This is a genomic window from Pseudomonas sp. ADAK2 TE3594, from assembly GCF_053628675.1.
Map to the genome: position 1 here is coordinate 3,030,477 of NZ_JBRJGV010000001.1, position 21,149 is coordinate 3,051,625.

The window sequence follows — 21,149 nt, forward strand, 5'->3', positions numbered from 1 at the left end:
CCAAGTAAGCTGAGCCATTAATGCCCGGGCATTGGACTTCTTGGGCGTTTTACATCGCGTTTTCTCCTTACCGAGTCAGGGCTCGCAATGCGGCTCGGTTGAGGCAACCGGGGCGTACGCAGTAACAGACTGATTTCCGCTGCGCTGACCGCTCTGCTGAAAAAGTGGCCTTGAATTTCATCGCAGCCGTTTTCACGCAGGAAGGTTTGCTGCTCTTCGGTTTCGACACCTTCGGCAATGACCTTCAGGTTCAGTTTGTGCCCCAACGAAATCACTGCGGTGGCGATGGCTTTGTCGTTCTCGTTGTCGGGCAGATCGCGCACGAAAGACTGGTCGATCTTGAGTCTCGCGATCGGGAAGCTTTTCAATGCTGCGAGGCTGGAGTAGCCAGTGCCGAAGTCGTCGATCGAGAGACTGATCCCCATTGATTGCAGTTCCTTCATTTTGCTGATGGCTTGCTGAAGGTCTTGCATGATCAGACTTTCGGTCAGCTCCAGCTCAAGGTACATCGGGTCCAGTCCGGTTTCTTGCAAAGCATGCCTCACCCGGTCGATCAGGTCCCTTTCGATGAACTGGCGTGCTGAAATATTCACCGACATGGTGATCGGCGGCCAGCCCGCATCCTGCCAGTCCTTGTTCTGTCTGCACGCGGCATGAATCACCCAGTCGCCAATGGGCACGATCAACCCGGTCTCTTCGGCCTGCGGAATGAATTTGATTGGAGACACCATGCCGAGCTCGGGGTGCTGCCAGCGGATCAGTGCCTCTACGCCGATAATCTGACCTGACTGCAAATCCACCTGTGGCTGGTACAGCAGCAGGAACTCGTCATGGTTGAGTGCGTTTCGAAGCCCGTCTTGCATCGCGAGCTTGCCCTGAACCTTGTTATTCATCTCGCTCGTATAGAACTGGTAGCTGTTGCGACCCAGCTCCTTGGCCCGGTACATGGCGGCGTCCGCGTTGCTGAGCAACGTCTCGGTATCGCTGCCGTCGGCGGGATAGGTGGCCAACCCCATGCTGCAGGTGACGTGGAGTGTATGTCCGCTGAGCTGAATCGGCCGCAGGATGGCTTCCTGGATTTTGTGCAGGGCTGGAGTAACGCCGTCGAGGTCTGAGGGCTGGTCGAACAGGACGATCACAAACTCATCGCCACCCAACCGCACGACGGTGTCGGTGCGGCGTACACACCCCAGCATGCGCTGGGCGACGGTTTTCAGCAGTTCGTCTCCAGCACTGTGCCCAAGGCTGTCATTCACCAGTTTGAATTTGTCCAGATCGAGAAACACCACCGTCACCAACCGGCTGTAGCGCTGAGCATAAAGTATTGCCTGCTTGAGACGGTCTTCGAGCAGTGTGCGATTCGGTAGCCCGGTCAGTGCGTCATGGTCGCCCATATAGCGAATGCGCTTTTCGGTAAGTTGGCGTTCTATCGCAATGCCGGCAAGCGGTGTCGCCATGTCGATCAGACGAGTCTCGGTCGAGCTGGGGCTGCGTACGGTGTTGGAATACAAGGCAAACGTACCCAATACCTTTCGCTCATGGGACAGAATCGGCGTCGACCAGCAGGCGCGAAATCCATAGGGCGCAGCGGCTGAACGGTACTCCTCCCACAGCGGATCCAGCTCGATATCCGTGACGATGACCGGTTCTCGTCGATACACCGCGGTGCCGCATGAACCGACGTTCGGACCAATCGCAATCCCGTCAATGAGCTGGTTATAGGCTTTCGGCAAACTGGGCGCAGCCCCGTGCAGCAGGTGCTTGCCATCCTCATCCAGCACCAGGATGGACACCATCATCCCCTCCAGTTGGGACTCGACCAGGTGAGCCAGGCTGTCGAGGACTTCTGCAAGCTCGGTGCTCCTGGCGATCAGCTCCAGGACATGACCTTGTCCGGCACGGATGACGGCTTCTTGCTCTAATCGGCTGTTTTGCAAGGCGAGCCGTTCTGTGGCGATACTCAATTGAACCGTTCTTTTTTCCAGCTGAAGTCGGTCTTTGAGGAATTGATTCACCGCGCGAGCCATGTTGCCGATCTCGTCCTTCCTATGTTCCGCCATCATCAAATGCGTTTTGTCAGTGCGTTCCTGACGCAATTGCCGGCTTATTTCATTCAGACGCACGAGAACATGACGGCCCATGAAGACTCGGGTCACGAACCAGGCGAACACCAGGCTGGCGCCCAACATGATCAGCACCCATTGCTGGCTACGATTTGAGTCCTCGACCAGGCGCTGCAGGGCTTCGCGATAGTCTTCGGTGTAAGCACCGGATTGCGCACGGGCCACCGCGACCAGAACCCCGGCCTCGCTCTTCAGTTCCTCATTGACGCGCTGTATGACGTTGTGCTGATTGATGAGCCTCAGGCGCAGGGAGAAGAGATCGGGCGTCTCCACATTAACGTCGGGTAACTTGCCTGTGGTGCGTGACAGGCGCTCATATCGGATCCGCAGCCGTTGCACGGCATCACTGTCGACAGCCTGCGGCAGATCGAAAAGTAACACCGCCAGTTCCAGGCTGGCCCGGGTCTGGGTCGCGGTTAACCAGGCGGTGTGATCCTCCATGGTTTGCTTGAAGGTGACCTCGGTTTGCAGCAGGCTTTCTCGCAGCTGCGCAACGATGTTGGCGGTATTGCGGAACATCTGACTCGACTGATGCATGTCGAGTATCGCCACGCCACTGTTCGCGGCAGTCAGCTGCTGCACCAGTTGATCAAGGGCTTCAAGCTGTTCGACGGTCGCCGCATAGCTTGAACGCAGGGTGTCGGGGGATCGGGTTGTCAGAAGCTGATCGGTCTGGCGTTCGATCAGCAAGGTGCGCTGCAGCATGTCTTGCCCATTTTGCATGCGGACCAGTCGTTCATCCGTCAACTGGCGGGTGGCGCTGTTTGACGTGCGCAAGGCGTAGACCGCAGTTGCACCCATCGCCAGGATCAGCAGCGCCAGCGTCAGAAACGCCAGTGTGAACTGTGCGCGTAGCGATTGCGGCAATAGCTGGCGTCCGAGCCGGGAAGAAACGTCCAATGTCAGGGATTCCATTGGTGGCGATAGATATCTCGATAGCCATTGTCAGGGTCGTACTGGAATTTCTTCCCGCCGTCGAAGGCAATATTGTCGGCATTGACCAGGTGAATCGGCGCAATGAAGCCGCTCACCGGCTGGCCTGCAAACAGCCGGTTCAATTCATCCATCACTTGCCAGCCATGCAGGTTGAGCGGCTCGGCCACGGTGACGGTCTGGTAGGTTTTTGCCTGTATGCGCAAGAAAGCCGAAGCGCTGCCATCACCGGCAGACAACAGACTGATGCCGTCACTGGGTATTGCCGCGTTGGTCAATGAGGCAATCGAGTAGTCGAAATAGATATCGTTGATGGCCAGCGTGTGGGTCCAGCGCTTGCCATAGCGCTGAAGCAGCTCCCTGGTGATCGCCGGCATCTTCTCGCCGCTTTCGGAGATCGCGACATCGCGCACTTCCAGCAACGTACATTCCCGACAGGCCCGAATGACGTTTTCCATGGCCTTGGCTTTCGCCATGGCGATGCTGTACCTGGAGTCGGTCAGGATGACCACGCCGGCGTGTCCATTTGACTGTGCCACTGCCGCCATGGCCGTGAGGCGAGCCACTTCGAGCGGGTCGGTCGTGACGTTCATGGCCACCGGCGTGCCGTCAATCGGACCGGGGCTTGCCCCGGCGTGCCAGCCAACCACCGGCACATCCCTGTTGGCGAAGAGGATCAGCGCCGCATTGTTCTCAAGGGCATCGGAGCCGCACAGGATGAGGCCATCGGGTTTGGCTGCCAGGGCATCGGCAAAGGCCTTTGCGCGCCCGGCCGATGATCCGGCGCCATCGAATATCTTCAGCGTCCAGCCCATCACCTTGGCTGCCTCGCGAGCGCCCTGCGCGACACCGACAATTCCTCCGTTACGCAAATCTTCTGCGACAAGGGCAATGCTCTTGCCCCGCAGGGCTTGCGGGCCGGACTCAGGGCCGCTCCAGCGAATGGCTTCGAGGGTGGACCTGGAAACGATTTCCTGCGCTTGCATCACCGTAACCGTGGTGTTTTCGACACCCATTGCGGTTGGCAGGTTCTGGCCGTATCCCGGAGTTGCCGCGAATAGACTGAAAACCGTAATTGAAGCCATCCAGAGTAGCCAGGGCCTGGGTAAACAGGGCCTGATCAGACAGGTTCGATCACCGCATGTGATGCCGGGTCTGGAGCTGATGGCGCGATCATAGTCTGGCATGGCGTCCCTTTTTGCCAAGAGTGCAGCGTTAACTATCCGAAAGGATAGTCGGTTCTGCTGTCATCAGGTCTTTTGTGGGAAAAGTACGCGATATAGCCTGATACAAGCTTCTTATTCTTTTAAAGAAGTACAAATTGATTTTATAGTGCGTTTCAATCTATGCGCTGGAGTTGATGCAGAAACGTCCCTTCAATTTGTTCAGGAGCCATGATGTCCGATCCAAAACCTCTGTTGTTTGCACTCTACGAACAAGCCAGTGTGGGCTGTGGAGGTGCGCCGAGCCTCTGGACGCATCCGGCTGACGAGCGCCTGGCAATCAACTCGTTGGGCTACTGGTCGAACCTGGCGCGCATTGCTGACCAGGCCAACCTCGATATGCTGTTCTTCGGCGACGTGCTGGGTTTCTACGACGTCTTTGGCGGCAATGCCGATGCCGCGATGAAATGGGCTGTGGAAGCTCCGGCCAACGATCCGTTGATGATCATTCCCGCCCTGGCCGCGGTCACCGAAAACCTTGCGTTCGGCGTCACGGTCACCACCAGCTATGAACACCCCTTCTCCCATGCTCGGCGTTTCAGCACCCTGGACCACCTCACCAATGGCCGGGTGGGCTGGAACATCGTGACCTCTTATCTGTCCAGCGCCGCGCGTAACTTCGGCCTTGAACAGATGATCAAGCACGATGACCGCTACGAACGCGCCGAAGAATTTCTCGATGTGGTGTACAAGCTGTGGGAAGGCAGTTGGGCCGACGATGCGGTGGTCGCGGACAAAGCTCATCAGCTGTATGCCCGGGGTGATCGGGTACGGCCGATCAACCACGTCGGCGAGCACTATCGAGTCGCCGGGCCGCACCTCACCTCACCGTCGCCGCAGCGCACACCGCTACTGATCCAGGCCGGCTGGTCGGGGCGCGGTCGCGAGTTCGCCGCCAAGCACGCCGAGCTGATCTTCATCGCCAAATCCAACCCTGAGGAAATCCGTCAGGGCCTGGAGGACATATGGGCCAAAGCCCAGGCTCTCGGTCGCCAGCGTGAGGATGTGAAGTCCCTGACCGTATTGCGCATCGTCACCGCCAAAACCGAAATTGAAGCCCAGCGCAAATATGACGCGTTGCAAAGCAACTACCATCTTCAAGCGCAACTGGTCAGTTATGCGGGCGACACGGGCATCGATATCAGTCGCTATGCCGACAGCGATGCATTGTCGACCCACACCGAAGGGCTGACGTCCTATGTCATGCACCCCGATGGCAGTGGTAAGCCGTTGACCGCCGGGGATGTGAAGCAACGTTTTGCCAAGGTCACCCGCGGCAGCGATCTGATCCTGGTGGGCACCCCGCAACAGGTAGCCGACCGGATCGAAGAACACGCACGCATTTCCGGCACCAGCGGCTACATGATCAATCCGTTGATCAGCCCTGGCACACTCGAAGATTTCGTGGAGTTGATCATTCCCGAATTACACAAGCGCGGCCTCTACAGAACCCAGCCGCAAAGCGGTACCTTCAGGTCCAGGTTAAGGGAGGACGGCAGCAGCCATTTACCCGACTCGGCTTATGGCGCTTCATTCCGCTTCGGCAAGGCGCTTTAGCCCGAAGGCGACTGCTCGAGCGTTATCAAGCGCGCAGAATCACCGATGCCGCCATGAGTGCTCAGCGCTGTTCTTTTCACACCAATCGAATGAGCAAAAACACCAACAGCACATTCAATACGGCCAGCGAACTCAGGCCCGCCAGCACACCGCCAGCGCCCCAGGTCTGTAACAGGTAACCGCCCGCAAGGGGGGTCAAGGCCTGACCGATGAGCGAAGGCCGAGCCATGCGTCCCATCAGCAAAACATAATGGGTGGGCGACATCAGGGCCAGTGGCAGCAGGCCTCGAACGATCGCCCGCAAACCATTACCCGCGCCGTAGATTACCAGCCCCAGCGCGGTCATTGCCGGCGCGATGGTCACCAGCAACAGACCGATTGCCACGAATACCACGCTGATCAATGTCGTCCAGATCGGGTGTCGCTTTCGCGAAAAAACTTGTAGAACGCGTGAGCCGACCTGGCTCGGCCCCAGCAAGGCGCTCAGCCCGATGGCGGCTGCAAGCGAGTAGCCCTGCCCCTGCAACAATGAAATCAGCTGGACAGATATCGCCGTCATGATCACTGCACCCAACGCGAAAATCAGCGTAAGCAACAGGTAGATCCGCCGGTCGATTGAGAGGTTTTCATCACTCATTGCACGGCTTTTTGCGAATGGCCCCGCGCCACGCGCCAGCACCCAGAGATAAAGCGGTGCCACGGCAATGACCAATAGCACCCCATAAGCCACGCACGTCGTGCGCCAGCCAACGTGCTCGATGACCAGCGCAACCGCGGGCCATGACAGCGTTGTCGCAAACCCTGAAATAAGCGTGATCCCGGTAATCGCACTGCCCGCCCGCTCCCCGTATAGAGAACCTAACGCGGCGAATAGCGCTTCATACAGCCCCAGCGCCATACCGACGCCAATCACTGCCCAAGACAAAAGAAACATCGGCAACGAGGTCGAACTCGCCATCAGAAACAGCCCGATGGCGACGCCCAGGCCGCTACTGGCCAGGATGGGGCGGCCGCCATAGCGAGCAATAAGCCGGCTGGTCAATGGCGCCAGCATTGCAGAAACCAGAATGCTCAGCGACAGCGCGCCATACACCCATTGGCTGGCCCAACCGGTCTCTTTCATGATCGGATCGGCCATGACGGCCATCAGGAAGAACGAACCTCCCCAGACCAGCACTTGCAGCATCCCCAATATAAAAATGCCGAATACGCTTGGCAGTCGCGTTTGATGGTTCAAGACAGTGTCATCAGTGGTGAGAAAAAGCAGAAGTCGTGAGCAGTTGCGCAACTACGGGTAGGGGCTAACCGATTGGTCGATGGCTCAAAGCATGTGTCCAGCCCAGATCTTGCGATTGACCAGGTCGACAGCAATTTCGATGAAGGCGTCTCCAACGAATTTGGCAGCCGGGCTGACGCGCCTGTCCGCCGGAAAAACCTGAACCAGTTTGCGCATGGGCACTGGATCGATCAGCGGCGCCGCACACAGCACGCCGGCTTCGACTTGGGCGTAAATCGACGCCAGTGGTAACGCCGTCATACCGAAGCCATTGCGAACCAGATCGATCATCGCGCCGAACGAGTCGGCCTCAACACTGGTCTTGAGCTTGATCCCGACCTCTCTGGCACAGTTATCCAGAATGACCCGAAGGCCATGCCGGGCACTTGGCAATACCAGTTGCTGCTCGGCCAGGGAGGCAAAGGTTACCGGCGTGTCGATGCGCAGGTTGGCGCTGGCGGGGCCGACCAGTAGCAGGTTTTCCATCATCACCGGCACAATCCTGAGCGTATGCAGGGGTTGCGGATCGTAGGAAATGGCCAGTTCCAATTCGCCGCGCTGCACCCAGTCCAGCAGATAGCCGCTGTAAGCCGAGGAAAATCGGACGGCCAGATTGGGATGCGCCTCGCGGATCTTGCGCACCAGCGGTACGGTGACAATCTCGGCAACCGTCGGCGTCGTACCGATGACCACCGTTCCACGAAAAGACGATCGGCCACCGACAACCGAGCTTCTGATCGATTCCATTTCCTCCATGATTCGGGTGGCATGGGCCAGCACTTCCCGACCGACGTCGGTAATTTCCATCCCGCGCCCGTGTCGTTCGAACAGGTAGGCGCCGAGCTCTTTCTCCAACATTCTGATTTGGCGGCTAAGGGCCGGTTGCGCGATGTGAAGCCGATCCGAGGCCTTGCTGAGACTGCCCAGCTCGGCCACATGAATCAGGGTTTTGAGTTGAACGACATCCATTACCAGGCCAGTCAGCATCGAGGTCGGCGCGATATGCGTCGAAAGTGCTGTGAGTGTAATCGCATTTGCGCACCTTGGAATGCCCCGCAAACCGCGTGTCATGAGGCCTCAAGGCTTTCGAGCAGCCTGTATACCCCAGCCCGCCGGGGCTGCACGCCAAGCTATAGAATTTAGGTATATCAGTTAGGCCCGCCTGACGACTTATTACCCTCCTCACTCTGCGGTAGCGTGCAATCAACGTCGGCGCCAAAGAGCGCTCGACTCACTACAAGAATAAGATTCGAGGGCTCGCGCCATGATGTTCAATGCTTCGCCTTACCTGACTTGTCCGATTTCCCCGGGCCACGTACAGCTCACCACACTCGTGCATCCTCCCTCCTCCTTCCCTTCAGAAAACCCGGCAGTGAGCGGGTTCGCGCCTCTTCGTTAAGCCCAACAACCCATCGAGCCAGTCACGTCGGACACGCATCAGCGTGCTCCTCGTATCGCCTCGCCTTGAAGAAAGGGTGAACAACATGTCCGCATTAATCACAGACGCCAAAGACCACGCAGCCGAAACCGCTCCGATGAAAGCGCCAAACCGCGTAAAAGCCATCATGGGTGCCTGCTCGGGCAATCTGGTGGAGTGGTACGATTTTTTCATTTACGCCTACACCGCCATTTACTTTGCCGCTTCGTTTTTCCCCAAAGGCGACACCACCAGCCAACTACTGGCAACCGCCGGGGTTTTCGCCGTTGGCTTTTTCATGCGCCCGCTCGGTGGCTGGATTTTCGGCTGGATCGCTGACACTCGCGGCCGCAAGGTATCGATGATTATCTCGGTGTTCATGATGTGCGCCGGCTCACTGCTGATCGCCGTCATGCCAACCTACGCGACCATAGGGGTCGCGGCACCGATTCTGCTCGTGGTGGCCAGGCTGATCCAGGGCCTGTCCGTCGGTGCGGAGTACGGCACCGGCGCCACCTACATCAGCGAAATCGCGACACCGGGCCGCCGCTGTTTCTATGGATCGTTCCAGTACTTCACCATCATTGCCGGGCAGCTGTTGGCCTTGATGACCGTGGTCATTCTCCAGCAAACCCTGACCGGCGAGGAGTTGCGCGAATGGGGCTGGAGGATTCCGTTCTTCATCGGCGCCCTGAGCTCGATCGTCGTGGTGTATCTGCGGCGCGCCATGCATGAAACCGCGACCAAAAAAGACATGAACCGTAAAGATGCCGGCTCTCTGCGCGGCATGTTCAAACACAAACGGGCGGTCGCCCTGGTAGTGGCGTTCACCATCGGCGGTTCGCTGTACTTCTATACCTTCACCACCTACATGCAGAAGTTCCTGGTGATCTCCGCTGGCTTCAGCCCGGAAACGGTGAGTTTCATCATGACCGCCGCCCTGGTCGGCTTCATGCTCTGCCAGCCACTGTTTGGCTTGCTCGCTGACCGTATCGGGATCAAAGCGCACATGCTGATGTTTTCCGGATTGGCCATGCTGCTGGTGATCCCCCTGCTCTATTCGCTGCAGTCAGTCAGCAGCCCGTTTACGGCGTTCCTGCTGGTGTTTGGCGGCCTGGCCATTGCGTCGCTCTACACTCCGATTGCCGGGATCGTCAAAGCTGAACTGTTCCCGCCTGCGGTGCGTGCGCTGGGCGTAGGCTTTCCGTATGCCGTCGGCAACGCGGCATTCGGTGGCACTGCCGAGTACGTGGCCCTGTCACTCCGATCACAGGGTGTCGAGGCGTATTTTTTCTTCTATGTCGCCGCGGTAGTGACCATCACCTTCATCGCTGCGATGTTGATGCCGAATCTGTCGCGCTATGGGTACATCAGCGGTAGCGGTGAGATCGAAGAGCGCACAGGGCTAAAGAGTTGTTCAAAACCGAGTGCCGCCAGGGTCTGACCATTACAACAGCAGATTGAAAAGCACCCATCGGGTACCCGGCCATGGCCGGGTTTTGCTGTTTATCAGTCGCGCCAACTCGATGCTCTTGGTCAATAATGGCGCACTTTTTCTCAACTGAGCCCGAGTGATGATCACGTTCAAGCAACTGGAATCCATCTACTGGATTGTTTGGAAGCCTTACAGAATGTAGTCACACCACATATCAGCGACAACCTGGGGCGTCACATCGGTACCCGGAGTCTGACGCGCTACAATGTCCCGGTGTCCATCGGCGGGATGATCATCAACCCGGGCGACATCATTGTCGGTGACGAAGATGGACTGGTTGCCCTCTCTCCCGAACACGCCGAACACGCCGAACAGGTTCTGTTCAAAGCGCGAGAGCACGATGCCCACGAACAACAGGTCATAGCCGAAATCGCCACTGGCGCCATCGACCAGTCATGGCTGGACAAGGTGCTGGAAAAGGCCGGCCTGGCGAACTGAAAAACGCTTCGCAATCACGTTCTGCACAGACTTCACAGCGCCATCCAGCCGGGCCCCCAGCCTAATGCCGGTAAGTTAAGAGGCGACGAAATCCTGTGGGAGCGTGGCTTGCCCGCGAAGAATGCACCGCGGTTTTTCAGGTACTGCGCGTCATCGTTCTTCGCGGGCAAGCCGCGCTCCCACAGGTTCTGCGTCTTAACTTGCCGGCATTGGTCCCCTGCCCGGTTTTTTATGTGCTGTTGCATCCAGTGCCTTTGCGAAACAAGTGGCCGCCCCTTACGTTCGAATAAACGACAAAGGGTGAGCAGCCACGTGTGTGAATGCTCACCCTTTGATCTTGAAGACGCACCGATAACAGGTCAGACCGTCAGCGGTTTTTCTCCTGTGTCACCCTGAACATCCAGTGCAGCGGCATGACGCTCAGCCTCGTCCTCACTCACCAACTCGCCCTCCCATTTGGCCACCACCGCCGTGGCGATGGAGTTGCCCACCGCGTTGGTGGCCGAGCGGCCCATGTCGAGGAAGGTGTCGATTCCCAGAATCAGCAGCAAACCGGCTTCGGGAATATCGAACTGGGTCAGGGTCGCGGCAATCACTACCAGCGAAGCGCGCGGCACGCCGGCCATGCCTTTGGAGGTCAGCATCAACGTCAACAGCATGGTGATCTGCGTACCGATGGACATCTCGATGCCATAGGCCTGAGCGATGAACAGCACAGCAAACGTGCAGTACATCATCGAGCCATCGAGGTTGAAGGAGTACCCCATGGGCATGACGAAACTCGAGATCCTGCGCTTGACCCCGAAACGATCCAGCGCATGAAGAATCTTCGGGTAAGCCGACTCGGAACTGGCCGTGGCGAAAGACAGCAGGAAAGCTTCCCTGATCAGCACCACCAGTTTGAACACGCGCCGCCCCAGGAACATCCAACCGGCAAACATCAGCATTGCCCAGAGCACGATCAACCCGAAATAGAAGTCACGCATGAAGACCGCGAATTTCACCAGAATGTAGAGTCCGTTGACCGCCACGGTCGCGGCCATGGCCGCCATCACCGCCAGCGGCGCGAGTTTCATCACGTAACCGGTGACTTTCAACATCGCGTGAGACAAATCCTCTATGACATTGATCAGTCCTTGGGCCTTCTTGCCTAGAGAGGCCAACGCCACGCCAAAAAACAGCGAGAACACCACGATCTGCAGAATTTCATTAGTGGCCATGGCCTCCGCGAAAGACCTGGGCACCAAATGCGTCGCGAAATCCTTCAGGGTGAACACTGACGTTTGCAGGTTGGTCGCACTCGTCACCTCTGGTAATGGCAAGCCCAGGTTGTGCCCGGGTTGCAGCAGGTTGGCCATGACCAACCCCACCGACAGCGAAATCAACGACGCGGTGACGAACCAGCCCAGCGCCTTGCAAAAGACCCGGCCCACAGCGCTTGCATCGCCCATGTGAGCGATGCCCACCACCAGCGTAGAAAACACCAAGGGGCCGATGAGCATTTTGATCAGACGTAGGAAAATGTCGGAGATGATCGAGATGTAACCGGCGACTCGGGTCGCCGCCGCTTTGTCCGGGAAGTTGAGGAAAATCATGTAGCCGATAACGATCCCCAGCAGCATGGCGATCAAGATGCCTGCCGCAGCCGGTAACCTGTTTTTCATAACGCACCTGTTGTCGTATTTTCTGGAAAGTAGCCTGGACAAGCGCCCGCGTGATCACGCGATGGCGCTGAAAAACGCAAGGTCAGCCGCAGTGCTACGGAATGAAAAAGGCAAGTGCAAAGTGCCTGTAACGGCAGGTCGAGGATGGATGCGGGCGGAACAGGTCATGGACAGAGGACAGGACGGGGCAAGCCAACTGCAGGAAGCTGTCATACATAGGTGCAATCCTCGGATCTTATAGTTGTGGTTGCATCGGTTACGCGCTGTACCGACGTAGCCGGAAAACTACGCGAGTCCTGTTCCCCCAATAAGAGCCGATCGCGCTCTACCAGATATGCCCAAAAGCTATGGCGCCGTGCTCAAGCTCAGCGTTTTCGTGAATGGCAAACACTCAGTTTTCCTCTTCCCATAATTCGTGGTTATCGCCGATCACTGCTGCGCACGCATCCGCCGTCCAGCTATACAAAACGGGCATATCTCAAAGACAAAAACGGTAGTCGTCGTTCTCCTCCAGCGCTCCCAGAATGAGTGAAAACACAAAAGCAGCACTGCTTGGGAGATAGGCATGTCAACAGAAGCTGAACAAACCGTGGGGCAGGATTGGCAGGAGGACGTGTTCCGCGTGCTCAAGGCCCACGACGTCAAACACGTGGTCTTCGTACCGGACGCAGGTCACTCGGCGGCGATCCGCATGTCGTACGCAGACCCGGACATCAAGGCCGTTGTCCTCACCACTGAAGAAGAAGGCATCGGCTACCTCGCCGGCGCCTGGTTGGGCGGTGAGCGCGGCGCCCTCTTGATGCAGTCCAGCGGTGTCGGTAACTGCATCAACACCCTGGCCCTTCAAGTCTGTGCCGGCTTCCCGCTGCTGATGGTGGTCACCATGCGCGGCGACTGGGCCGAATTCAACGCGTGGCAGAACCCCATGGGCCAGGCCACCGAAGCCTCCCTGAACCTGATGAAAGTGATGACCTGGCGCGCGGACGTTCCCGAAGACGTCGCCCCGTTGCTGCACGGTGCCGCGACCATGGCCTTCAACGGTGATTCCGCCACTGCCCTGCTGCTCGGCCAGCGCCTGATTGGAGAAAAGAAATGGGTCAAGTAAGCGCAAACCACACCCTGTGCCGTCGCGAAGTGGTCAAGGCCTTGCTGGCCGACCGCAAAGACGTGCTGGTCGTGACCGGCCTGGGATCGGCGTCCTATGACGTCATGGCGGCCGGTGACAATGATCTGAATTACTACCTCTGGGCCGCCATGGGCAGTGCGATCACGGTGGGCCTGGGCCTGGCCAATGCCCAGCCGGACAAATCGGTGGTGGTGGTCACCGGTGACGGTGAGTTGCTCATGGGCTTCGGCGCGCTGGCGACCGTCGCGCTGCAAAAGCCCGCCAACTTGACCATTGCTGTGTTGGACAACGGTCACTTTGGCGAAACCGGCATGCAGGTCAGCCACGCGGGGTTTGGCATTTCCCTGGACCAGGTGGCGAAGACTTGCGGCTTCAGCTGGACCGATGAAATCCGCGATATGGAAGGCGTACACGACTTGCGCGAGCGCTTTGCAACTCGCGATGGCGTCAAGCTCGCGACGATCAAGATCAAAGCGGAAAACCCGCCACGTGTACTGCCACCGCGCGACGGTCACTACATCAAGAATCGCTTTCGTGCTGCCCTGGGTTTCAACCCGATCTGATTGCTCTATGCCGGACCCGGTCACGCAGGGCAAATGCCGTGCGTGACGCACTGAGGAGAATAATAATGACCGACCGCAACGCTGAAGAACTCAATGCCATCCGCGAAGGCGTACGTGCCCTGTGCGCCGAATTCGATGCCGCCTACTGGCGCAAAGTCGACGAAGAAAAAGGCTTTCCGGAAACCTTCGTCAAGGCCCTGACTGATGCCGGTTGGCTGGCTGCGATGATCCCGACCGAATATGGCGGCTCTGGCCTTGGGTTGGCCGAGGCCTCTGTGATCCTTGAAGAAGTGAACCGCTGCGGCGGCAACTCCGGCACCGTTCACGGCCAGATGTACAACATGTTCACCCTGCTGCGACACGGCAGCGAAGCACAGAAAAGCTACTACCTGCCGAAACTCGCCAGCGGTGAATTGCGCCTGCAATCGATGGGCGTGACCGAGCCCACCACCGGCACCGACACCACCAAAATCAAGACCACCGCCGTACGCAAAGGCGACAAATACGTGATCAACGGGCAGAAAGTATGGATCTCGCGGATCCAGCATTCCGACCTGATGATCCTGCTGGCGCGCACCACACCGTTGGCCGATGTACAGAAAAAATCCGAAGGCATGTCGATCTTCCTCGTGGACCTGCGCGAGGCCATCGGCAACGGTCTGACCGTGCAACCCATCGCGAACATGGTCAACCACGAGACCAACGAGTTGTTCTTCGACAACCTGGAAATTCCCGCCGACAGCCTGATCGGCGAGGAAGGCAAAGGCTTCAGGTACATCCTCGACGGCCTGAATGCCGAACGCACCCTGATCGCTGCCGAATGCATCGGTGACGGTCGCTGGTTTATCGAGAAGGCCAGTGCTTATGCCCGCGACCGCGTGGTATTCGGGCGCCCGATCGGGCAGAACCAGGGCGTGCAGTTTCCGATTGCCGAAGCGCACATCGAAATCGAGGCGGCCGACCTGATGCGCTGGCGTGCCTGCGAGGAATACGACAGCGGCATCAACGCCGGGGCCAGCGCCAACATGGCCAAGTACCTGGCGGCCAAGGCCTCCTGGGAAGCCGCCAACGCTTGCTTGCAGACCCACGGCGGTTTTGGCTTCGCCTGCGAGTACGACGTCGAGCGCAAATTCCGTGAAACCCGCCTGTATCAGGTCGCGCCCATCTCCACCAACCTGATCCTGTCATACGTGGCCGAACACCTGCTCGAGCTGCCGCGCTCTTTCTAATAACAAGAGAGATAACACCATGAGCCAGCCCAAAGGCATCCGCCCGCTCGATGGCATTACTGTCGTCAGCCTTGAGCATGCCATTGCAGCGCCCTTCTGCACCCGACAACTGGCCGACCTTGGCGCCCGCGTGATCAAGGTCGAACGTCCGGGCACAGGCGATTTCGCCCGGGGTTACGACCAACGCGTCAACGGTCTGGCCTCGCACTTCGTCTGGACCAATCGTTCGAAAGAAAGCCTGACCCTGGACTTGAAGCAAGACTCGGCCACCGAGGTACTGGACAGTTTGCTGACCACCGCCGATGTGCTCGTGCAGAACCTGGCACCCGGTGCCGCCGCACGAATGGGGCTGTCATTCGAGGCTTTGCATCAGCGCTTTCCGCGGCTGATTGTCTGCGACATTTCCGGCTATGGCGTCGGTGGCCCCTATGAAAAGAAGAAAGCCTACGACCTGTTGATTCAGAGCGAAGGTGGTTTTCTGTCGGTGACCGGCGGCCCGGGCGAGGAAGAAATGGCCAAGGCCGGTTGTTCGATCGCCGACATCGCGGCCGGCATGTACGCCTACACCGCAATTCTGTCGGCGCTGTTGTTGCGTGAACGTACCGGCGAAGGCAGCCACCTCGATGTGTCGATGCTGGAAAGCCTGGTCGAGTGGATGAACTACCCGATGTACTACGCCTACGACGGCGCCCCTCCACCACCTCGCGCCGGCGCCGCGCACGCCACTATTTATCCCTACGGCCCCTTCCCGATCGGCGACGGCACCACCGTGATGCTGGGTTTGCAGAACGAGCGTGAATGGCAGCTGTTTTGCGAGAAGGTGCTCCTTACACCCGAACTGGCCAAAGACGAGCGTTTCTCGGCCAACTTCAAGCGGGTCGAAAACCGTCACGCGCTACGGCAACTCATCGTTGAAGCGTTCTCCACGCTCAATTTCGATGCCGTGTTTGATCGGCTGGAGCATGCGCAGATCGCCAACGCCCGGGTCAATGACATGCAGGGGGTTTGGGACCATCCACAACTCAAGGCACGTGATCGCTGGCGGGAAGTCGAGACCTCTGCCGGCACCGTGCCAAGCCTGATACCGCCCGGCAGCAACAGCGCTTTTGAACCGCGTATGGATGCTGTGCCCGCCCTTGGTCAACACACCGAACAGGTGCTCAGGGAACTGGGGCTGGGAACGGGCCGCATCGAACAAATGCGCGCAGCCGGGGCTATCTGACAGCAACGATCAACTATTTTCGAGTGAACACTGCCCAATGAAGATCCTGGTAGCTGTGAAACGCGTGGTCGATTACAACGTGAAAGTTCGCGTCAAGGCGGACAATTCCGGCGTCGACCTTGCCAACGTCAAGATGTCGATGAACCCGTTCTGTGAAATCGCCGTGGAAGAAGCCGTACGTCTGAAAGAGAAAGGCGTTGCGACTGAAATCGTCGTCGTCTCCATCGGCCCGTCCACCGCTCAAGAGCAACTGCGCACCGCGCTGGCTCTGGGTGCCGACCGCGCCATCCTCGTCGAATCCGCTGAAGATCTGACTTCCCTGGCGGTTGCCAAGTTGTTGAAAGCTGTTGTCGACAAGGAACAGCCGCAGCTGGTGATCCTCGGCAAACAAGCCATCGACAGCGACAACAACCAGACTGGCCAGATGCTCGCTGCACTGAGCGGCTACGGTCAGGGCACGTTCGCTTCGAAAGTCGAAGTGTCCGGCGACAGCGTTGCCGTGACCCGCGAAATCGACGGCGGCGCGCAGACGGTTTCCCTGAAGCTGCCGGCCATCGTCACCACCGACCTGCGTTTGAACGAGCCGCGCTACGCGTCTCTGCCAAACATCATGAAAGCCAAGAAGAAGCCTCTCGAAGTAGTGACTGCGGGCGCTTTGGGCGTTTCCACCGCCTCCACCCACTCGACCCTGAAAGTCGAAGCGCCGGCTGCACGCAGCGCGGGTATCAAGGTCAAGTCGGTGGCTGAACTGGTGGAAAAACTCAAGAACGAAGCGAAGGTAATCTAATCATGACTATCTTGGTAATCGCTGAGCACGACAACAAGGTTGTGGCTCCTGCCACTCTGAACACCGTAGCTGCCGCCGCCAAAATCGGTGGTGATATCCATGTGCTGGTTGCCGGTGCAGGTGTTGGTGCAGTGGCTGAAGCCGCTGCGAAAATCGCGGGTGTGGCAAAAGTGCTGGTGGCCGACAACGCCGCCTACGCGTATCAACTGCCGGAAAACGTTGCCCCGTTAGTAGCAGGTCTGGTTATCGAGCAGCGCACGATTTACAGCCATGTGCTGGCCTCGGCTACCTCCAACGGCAAAAACATCCTGCCGCGCGTTGCCGCTCAGCTGGACGTTGACCAGATCTCCGAGATCATCTCGGTCGAAAGCGCCAGCACCTTCAAGCGCCCGATCTACGCCGGTAACGCCATCGCCACTGTTCAATCGAACGCTGCGGTCAAAGTGATCACCGTGCGTGCCACCGGTTTCGACCCGGTGGCTGCTGAAGGTGGTTCTGCGGCTGTTGAAGCCGTTGGCGCTGCTCACGATGCGGGTATTTCCAGCTTCGTCGGTGAAGAATTGGCCAAGTCCGATCGTCCGGAACTGACCGCTGCCAAGATCGTCGTTTCCGGCGGTCGCGGCATGCAGAACGGCGATAACTTCAAACACCTGTACGCCTTGGCTGACAAGCTGGGCGCTGCCGTCGGTGCTTCCCGCGCCGCGGTCGACGCAGGTTTTGTACCCAACGACATGCAGGTCGGCCAGACCGGCAAGATCGTTGCTCCACAGCTGTACATCGCGGTCGGTATTTCCGGCGCGATCCAGCACCTGGCCGGCATGAAAGACTCCAAGGTGATCGTTGCGATCAACAAGGACGAAGAGGCGCCGATCTTCCAGGTGGCTGATTACGGCCTGGTGGCGGACTTGTTCGAAGCGATTCCAGAACTCACCTCGGTGGTCTGAAAGGAGTAAACGCCATGAGCAACCTTGATATTTCTGCTTGGATCGGCCGAGTCGAAGAAAGCCGCGACCAGATCAGCTACAACTTGGTCAAGCGCATTGCTGCGACACTCGGCGAAGCTGCACCGCAACCTGGTGAAACGCTGCCACCCCTGTGGCATTGGGCATTCTTCCAGGAGCCGGTTGCCGAGGACGGACTCGGCCAGGACGGCCATCCGGCGCGCGGTGGTTTCCTGCCACCGGCAGACAAGCGCAACCGCATGTGGGCAGGCAGCCGGCTAACGTTCAACCGCCCCTTGCGCGTCGAAGCCCAGGTCGATCACCTCTCAACGATACTCAAGGTCGAGGAGAAACACGGACGCACCGGCTCGCTGCTGTTCGTCACCGTGCGCCATGAATTTTTCCAGGAGGGTGAGTGCGCATTGGTCGATGAGCAGGACATCGTCTACCGCGAACCCACCCCACCCAAGCTTGGCGGCACCGAACCACTGGCGGCCGGTCAGTGGCGCGAGCCGGTAGTTCCCAGTGCAACACTGCTGTTTCGTTATTCCGCGGTGACCTTCAATGGCCACCGGATTCACTATGACTGGCCGTACGTGACCGAGACCGAAGGGTATCCGGGCCTGGTGGTGCACGGCCCGCTGATCGCCACCTTGAACCTGCGCGCGTTCATGCGCACACACCCTGGGGTAACCCTCAAGCGCTTCAGTTTCCGTGGTGTGCGGCCACTGATTTCGCCTCAGCCGTTCGAAGTCGGCGGCCGGGTGATCGAGCCAGGCAAGGCTGAGGTCTGGGCGGGCAATCAGGACGGCACCGCGCAGATCGGTGAAGTCGAGTTCAGCCAGGGAGAAACACCATGAGTCCATCGATTGTGCGCTCCGCCCTGTTTGTGCCGGCCACCCGTCCAGAGCGCATCCCCAAAGCCATCGCCACTGGCGCGGACCGGGTGATTGTCGACCTGGAAGATGCCGTGCAGGAAAACCTCAAAGAGCAGGCCCGGGATAACCTTGAGCGCTTCTTGAGTGAGCACCCCGAAGCTCAAGTGCTGGTTAGGGTGAATGCCCCGGAGCACTGGGCGCACACTGCGGACCTGGATCTTTGCCGTCGGCATGCCGGCGTGACCGCCATTCTGCTGCCCAAAGCAGAAAGTGCGGCGCAGGTGTCCACCGCCTTTAGCACCGGCAAACCGGTCTGGCCAATCATCGAGAGCGCCAAAGGCCTGGCTGCACTCCACTCGATTGCCGGCGCCCAAGGCGTTGAGCGCTTGTCGTTCGGCAGCCTCGATCTGGGCCTGGACCTGAACCTGACCACCAGCAGTCGTGCCGCCGAAGAAGTGCTCAGTCACGCCCGCTACGCCGTGTTGCTCTGCACGCGTGTCGCTGGACTGGCCCCGGCGCTGGATGGTGTCTTTCCCTCAATCGCAGATACCGCGGGCCTGCACAATACCGTTCAATTTGCCCGCGACATGGGCTTTGGCGGCGCACTGTGCATCCATCCGAGCCAGGTGGCGATCATCCATCAGGCGTTAAAGCCCAGCCCTGAAGAACTGCTCTGGGCGCAACGCATTGTCGAAGCCGCCAGCTCAGGTGACGGCGTCTTCGTGCTGGATGGGCAAATGGTCGACGCTCCAGTCATTGGTCGCGCGCATTCCATCTTGGCGCGCGCGACTTGACTCAACGGCGGCGCTTTTGCTTTGAAGCTGCGTACTCATTCCTACCTCACAGGACGGTGTCATGACTAACGTTTCTGGCCTTACCCATGCCATTTCGATCAACCCCGCCAACGGCGAGCAGATCGGTCACTACCCTTTCGAATCCGCCTCGACACTGGACGCCGCCCTCACCCGCGCCGCTGCCGGGTTCCGCGTTTGGCGCAGCAAACCCGTTGATCAACGCTCGCAATTGTTGATCGCCTTGGCACAGGCATTGCGCGACAACGCCGCCGCGATGGCGAATATGATCACCCTGGAAATGGGTAAGCCCACCACACAGGCACGCGGTGAAATTGAAAAGTGTGCGCAGCTCTGCGAGTGGTACGCCGAACACGGCCCCGCCATGCTGACCGCCGAACCGACACAGGTCGAGGGTGGCAAGGCACGCATTGAATATCGTCCACTGGGCCCGATTCTCGCCGTGATGCCGTGGAACTTTCCCATCTGGCAGGTGCTGCGTGGCGCCGTTCCAGCGTTGATCGCTGGCAACACTTACGTCCTCAAGCATGCGCCCAACGTGATGGGCTGCGCCTATCTGCTGCTGGATGCCTTCAAGCAAGCCGACTTCCCCGAAGGTGTCTTCGAGGTCATCAATGTCACGCCGGACGGCGTCTCGACCGCAATCGCTGATCCACGCATCGCCGCGGTGACGCTCACCGGCAGTGTTCGCGCCGGCATGGCCATCGGCGCACAGGCCGGAGCAGCCTTGAAGAAGTGTGTATTGGAATTGGGCGGCTCCGATCCGTTCATTGTGCTCAACGATGCCGACCTCGACGAAGCGGTCAAAGCTGCCGTCATCGGCCGCTATCAGAATACCGGGCAAGTCTGCGCGGCCGCCAAACGTCTGATTGTCGAGCAAGGCGTTGTCGAGGCGTTCACCCACAAGTTCGTTGAAGCAACCCGCGAGTTGGTCGTCGGCGATCCATTGGCTGTAGACACCTACATCGGCCCCATGGCTCGCTTCGATCTTCGTGATGAGCTGGATCGTCAGGTCCAGGAGACCCTGGAAGAAGGCGCGACATTGTTAATGGGCGGCAAGAAGGCTGAAGGCCCTGGCAACTTTTATGAGCCCACCGTATTCGCAGATGTCACCGACCGGATGACCTCGTTCAAACAGGAGTTGTTTGGGCCGGTCGCCTCGATCATCACCGCGCGCGATGCAGCCCACGCGCTAGAGCTGGCCAATGATAGTGAGTTCGGACTTGCCTCAACGATTTACACTCGCGATGTCGAGCTTGCCAAAAAGCTGGCGGGCGAACTGGAAACCGGCGGTGTGTTCATCAATGGCTATTGCGCAACCGACCCACGTGTCACCTTCGGCGGCGTGAAGAAAAGCGGCTTCGGCCGGGAGCTTTCACATTTCGGGGTCCGTGAGTTCTGCAATGCGCAGACGGTGTGGCTGGACCGCCGCTGATTGCATCGACGATCAATGTTTTGCGACTCA

General features: G+C 58.8%; 17 protein-coding genes. 12 read left to right on the forward strand and 5 right to left on the reverse strand.

What is annotated here, in order from left to right:
- Window positions 1-17 precede the first annotated feature (17 nt).
- The gene (locus AB7M22_RS13605; RefSeq protein ID WP_454186686.1) at window positions 18-3,038 is read right to left on the reverse strand and encodes an EAL domain-containing protein; all 3,021 of its coding nucleotides are present in this window, start codon (window positions 3,036-3,038) and stop codon (window positions 18-20) included.
- The gene (locus AB7M22_RS13610; RefSeq protein ID WP_454188807.1) at window positions 3,026-4,045 is read right to left on the reverse strand and encodes a substrate-binding domain-containing protein; all 1,020 of its coding nucleotides are present in this window, start codon (window positions 4,043-4,045) and stop codon (window positions 3,026-3,028) included. The genes AB7M22_RS13605 and AB7M22_RS13610 overlap by 13 nt, the downstream gene beginning before the upstream one ends.
- Before the next feature lie 408 nt (window positions 4,046-4,453).
- On the opposite strand from AB7M22_RS13610, the gene AB7M22_RS13615 reads away from it, so the two are divergent.
- The gene (locus AB7M22_RS13615) at window positions 4,454-5,836 is read left to right on the forward strand and encodes an LLM class flavin-dependent oxidoreductase (protein WP_454186687.1); all 1,383 of its coding nucleotides are present in this window, start codon (window positions 4,454-4,456) and stop codon (window positions 5,834-5,836) included.
- Between the two features lie 76 nt (window positions 5,837-5,912).
- Here AB7M22_RS13615 and AB7M22_RS13620 read toward each other — a convergent pair whose 3' ends face one another.
- Window positions 5,913-7,022 (reverse strand): MFS transporter, encoded by a 1,110-nt coding sequence (locus AB7M22_RS13620; protein WP_454188808.1) that lies wholly within the window; start codon window positions 7,020-7,022, stop codon window positions 5,913-5,915.
- A gap of 135 nt (window positions 7,023-7,157) precedes the next feature.
- A complete protein-coding gene (locus AB7M22_RS13625) occupies window positions 7,158-8,099 on the reverse strand; it encodes a LysR family transcriptional regulator (protein ID WP_454186688.1) in 942 nt (313 codons plus the stop codon).
- Window positions 8,100-8,596: 497 nt separating this feature from the next.
- On the opposite strand from AB7M22_RS13625, the gene AB7M22_RS13630 reads away from it, so the two are divergent.
- Both AB7M22_RS13630 and AB7M22_RS13635 read left to right on the forward strand, forming a co-directional pair.
- Complete coding sequence (locus tag AB7M22_RS13630) at window positions 8,597-9,973, forward strand: MFS family transporter (RefSeq protein ID WP_454186689.1); 1,377 nt, start codon at window positions 8,597-8,599, stop codon at window positions 9,971-9,973.
- A 162-nt stretch (window positions 9,974-10,135) separates the two neighbouring features.
- Entirely contained in the window at window positions 10,136-10,462 is a 327-nt protein-coding gene (locus tag AB7M22_RS13635; protein ID WP_454188809.1) for an RraA family protein, read from the forward strand.
- A 359-nt stretch (window positions 10,463-10,821) separates the two neighbouring features.
- Here the strand turns inward: AB7M22_RS13635 and AB7M22_RS13640 are convergent, their stop codons facing one another.
- A complete protein-coding gene (locus tag AB7M22_RS13640; protein ID WP_008073707.1) occupies window positions 10,822-12,126 on the reverse strand; it encodes a dicarboxylate/amino acid:cation symporter in 1,305 nt (434 codons plus the stop codon).
- Between the two features lie 565 nt (window positions 12,127-12,691).
- Here AB7M22_RS13640 and AB7M22_RS13645 point away from each other — a divergent pair.
- From AB7M22_RS13645 to AB7M22_RS13685, 9 genes are all read left to right on the forward strand, one after another.
- The gene (locus AB7M22_RS13645) at window positions 12,692-13,231 is read left to right on the forward strand and encodes a thiamine pyrophosphate-binding protein (protein ID WP_007896342.1); all 540 of its coding nucleotides are present in this window, start codon (window positions 12,692-12,694) and stop codon (window positions 13,229-13,231) included.
- On the forward strand, window positions 13,219-13,815 hold the full coding sequence (locus AB7M22_RS13650) for a thiamine pyrophosphate-dependent enzyme (RefSeq protein ID WP_429532366.1): 597 nt from the start codon (window positions 13,219-13,221) through the stop codon (window positions 13,813-13,815). The genes AB7M22_RS13645 and AB7M22_RS13650 overlap by 13 nt, the downstream gene beginning before the upstream one ends.
- A 65-nt stretch (window positions 13,816-13,880) precedes the next feature.
- Complete coding sequence (locus AB7M22_RS13655; protein ID WP_454186690.1) at window positions 13,881-15,044, forward strand: acyl-CoA dehydrogenase family protein; 1,164 nt, start codon at window positions 13,881-13,883, stop codon at window positions 15,042-15,044.
- A 19-nt stretch (window positions 15,045-15,063) separates the two neighbouring features.
- The gene (locus AB7M22_RS13660; RefSeq protein WP_454186691.1) at window positions 15,064-16,266 is read left to right on the forward strand and encodes a CaiB/BaiF CoA transferase family protein; all 1,203 of its coding nucleotides are present in this window, start codon (window positions 15,064-15,066) and stop codon (window positions 16,264-16,266) included.
- A gap of 37 nt (window positions 16,267-16,303) precedes the next feature.
- Complete coding sequence (locus AB7M22_RS13665) at window positions 16,304-17,053, forward strand: electron transfer flavoprotein subunit beta/FixA family protein (RefSeq protein WP_454186692.1); 750 nt, start codon at window positions 16,304-16,306, stop codon at window positions 17,051-17,053.
- A gap of 2 nt (window positions 17,054-17,055) precedes the next feature.
- Window positions 17,056-17,997 (forward strand): electron transfer flavoprotein subunit alpha/FixB family protein, encoded by a 942-nt coding sequence (locus tag AB7M22_RS13670; RefSeq protein ID WP_454186693.1) that lies wholly within the window; start codon window positions 17,056-17,058, stop codon window positions 17,995-17,997.
- Between the two features lie 14 nt (window positions 17,998-18,011).
- Window positions 18,012-18,854 (forward strand): FAS1-like dehydratase domain-containing protein, encoded by an 843-nt coding sequence (locus AB7M22_RS13675; RefSeq protein ID WP_454186694.1) that lies wholly within the window; start codon window positions 18,012-18,014, stop codon window positions 18,852-18,854.
- Complete coding sequence (locus AB7M22_RS13680; RefSeq protein ID WP_454186695.1) at window positions 18,851-19,666, forward strand: HpcH/HpaI aldolase/citrate lyase family protein; 816 nt, start codon at window positions 18,851-18,853, stop codon at window positions 19,664-19,666. Before AB7M22_RS13675 ends, AB7M22_RS13680 begins: the two co-directional genes overlap by 4 nt.
- Before the next feature lie 61 nt (window positions 19,667-19,727).
- Window positions 19,728-21,119: an aldehyde dehydrogenase family protein gene (locus AB7M22_RS13685; RefSeq protein WP_454186696.1), complete on the forward strand. Its 1,392-nt coding sequence runs from the start codon at window positions 19,728-19,730 to the stop codon at window positions 21,117-21,119.
- The last annotated feature ends 30 nt before the right edge of the window (window positions 21,120-21,149 follow it).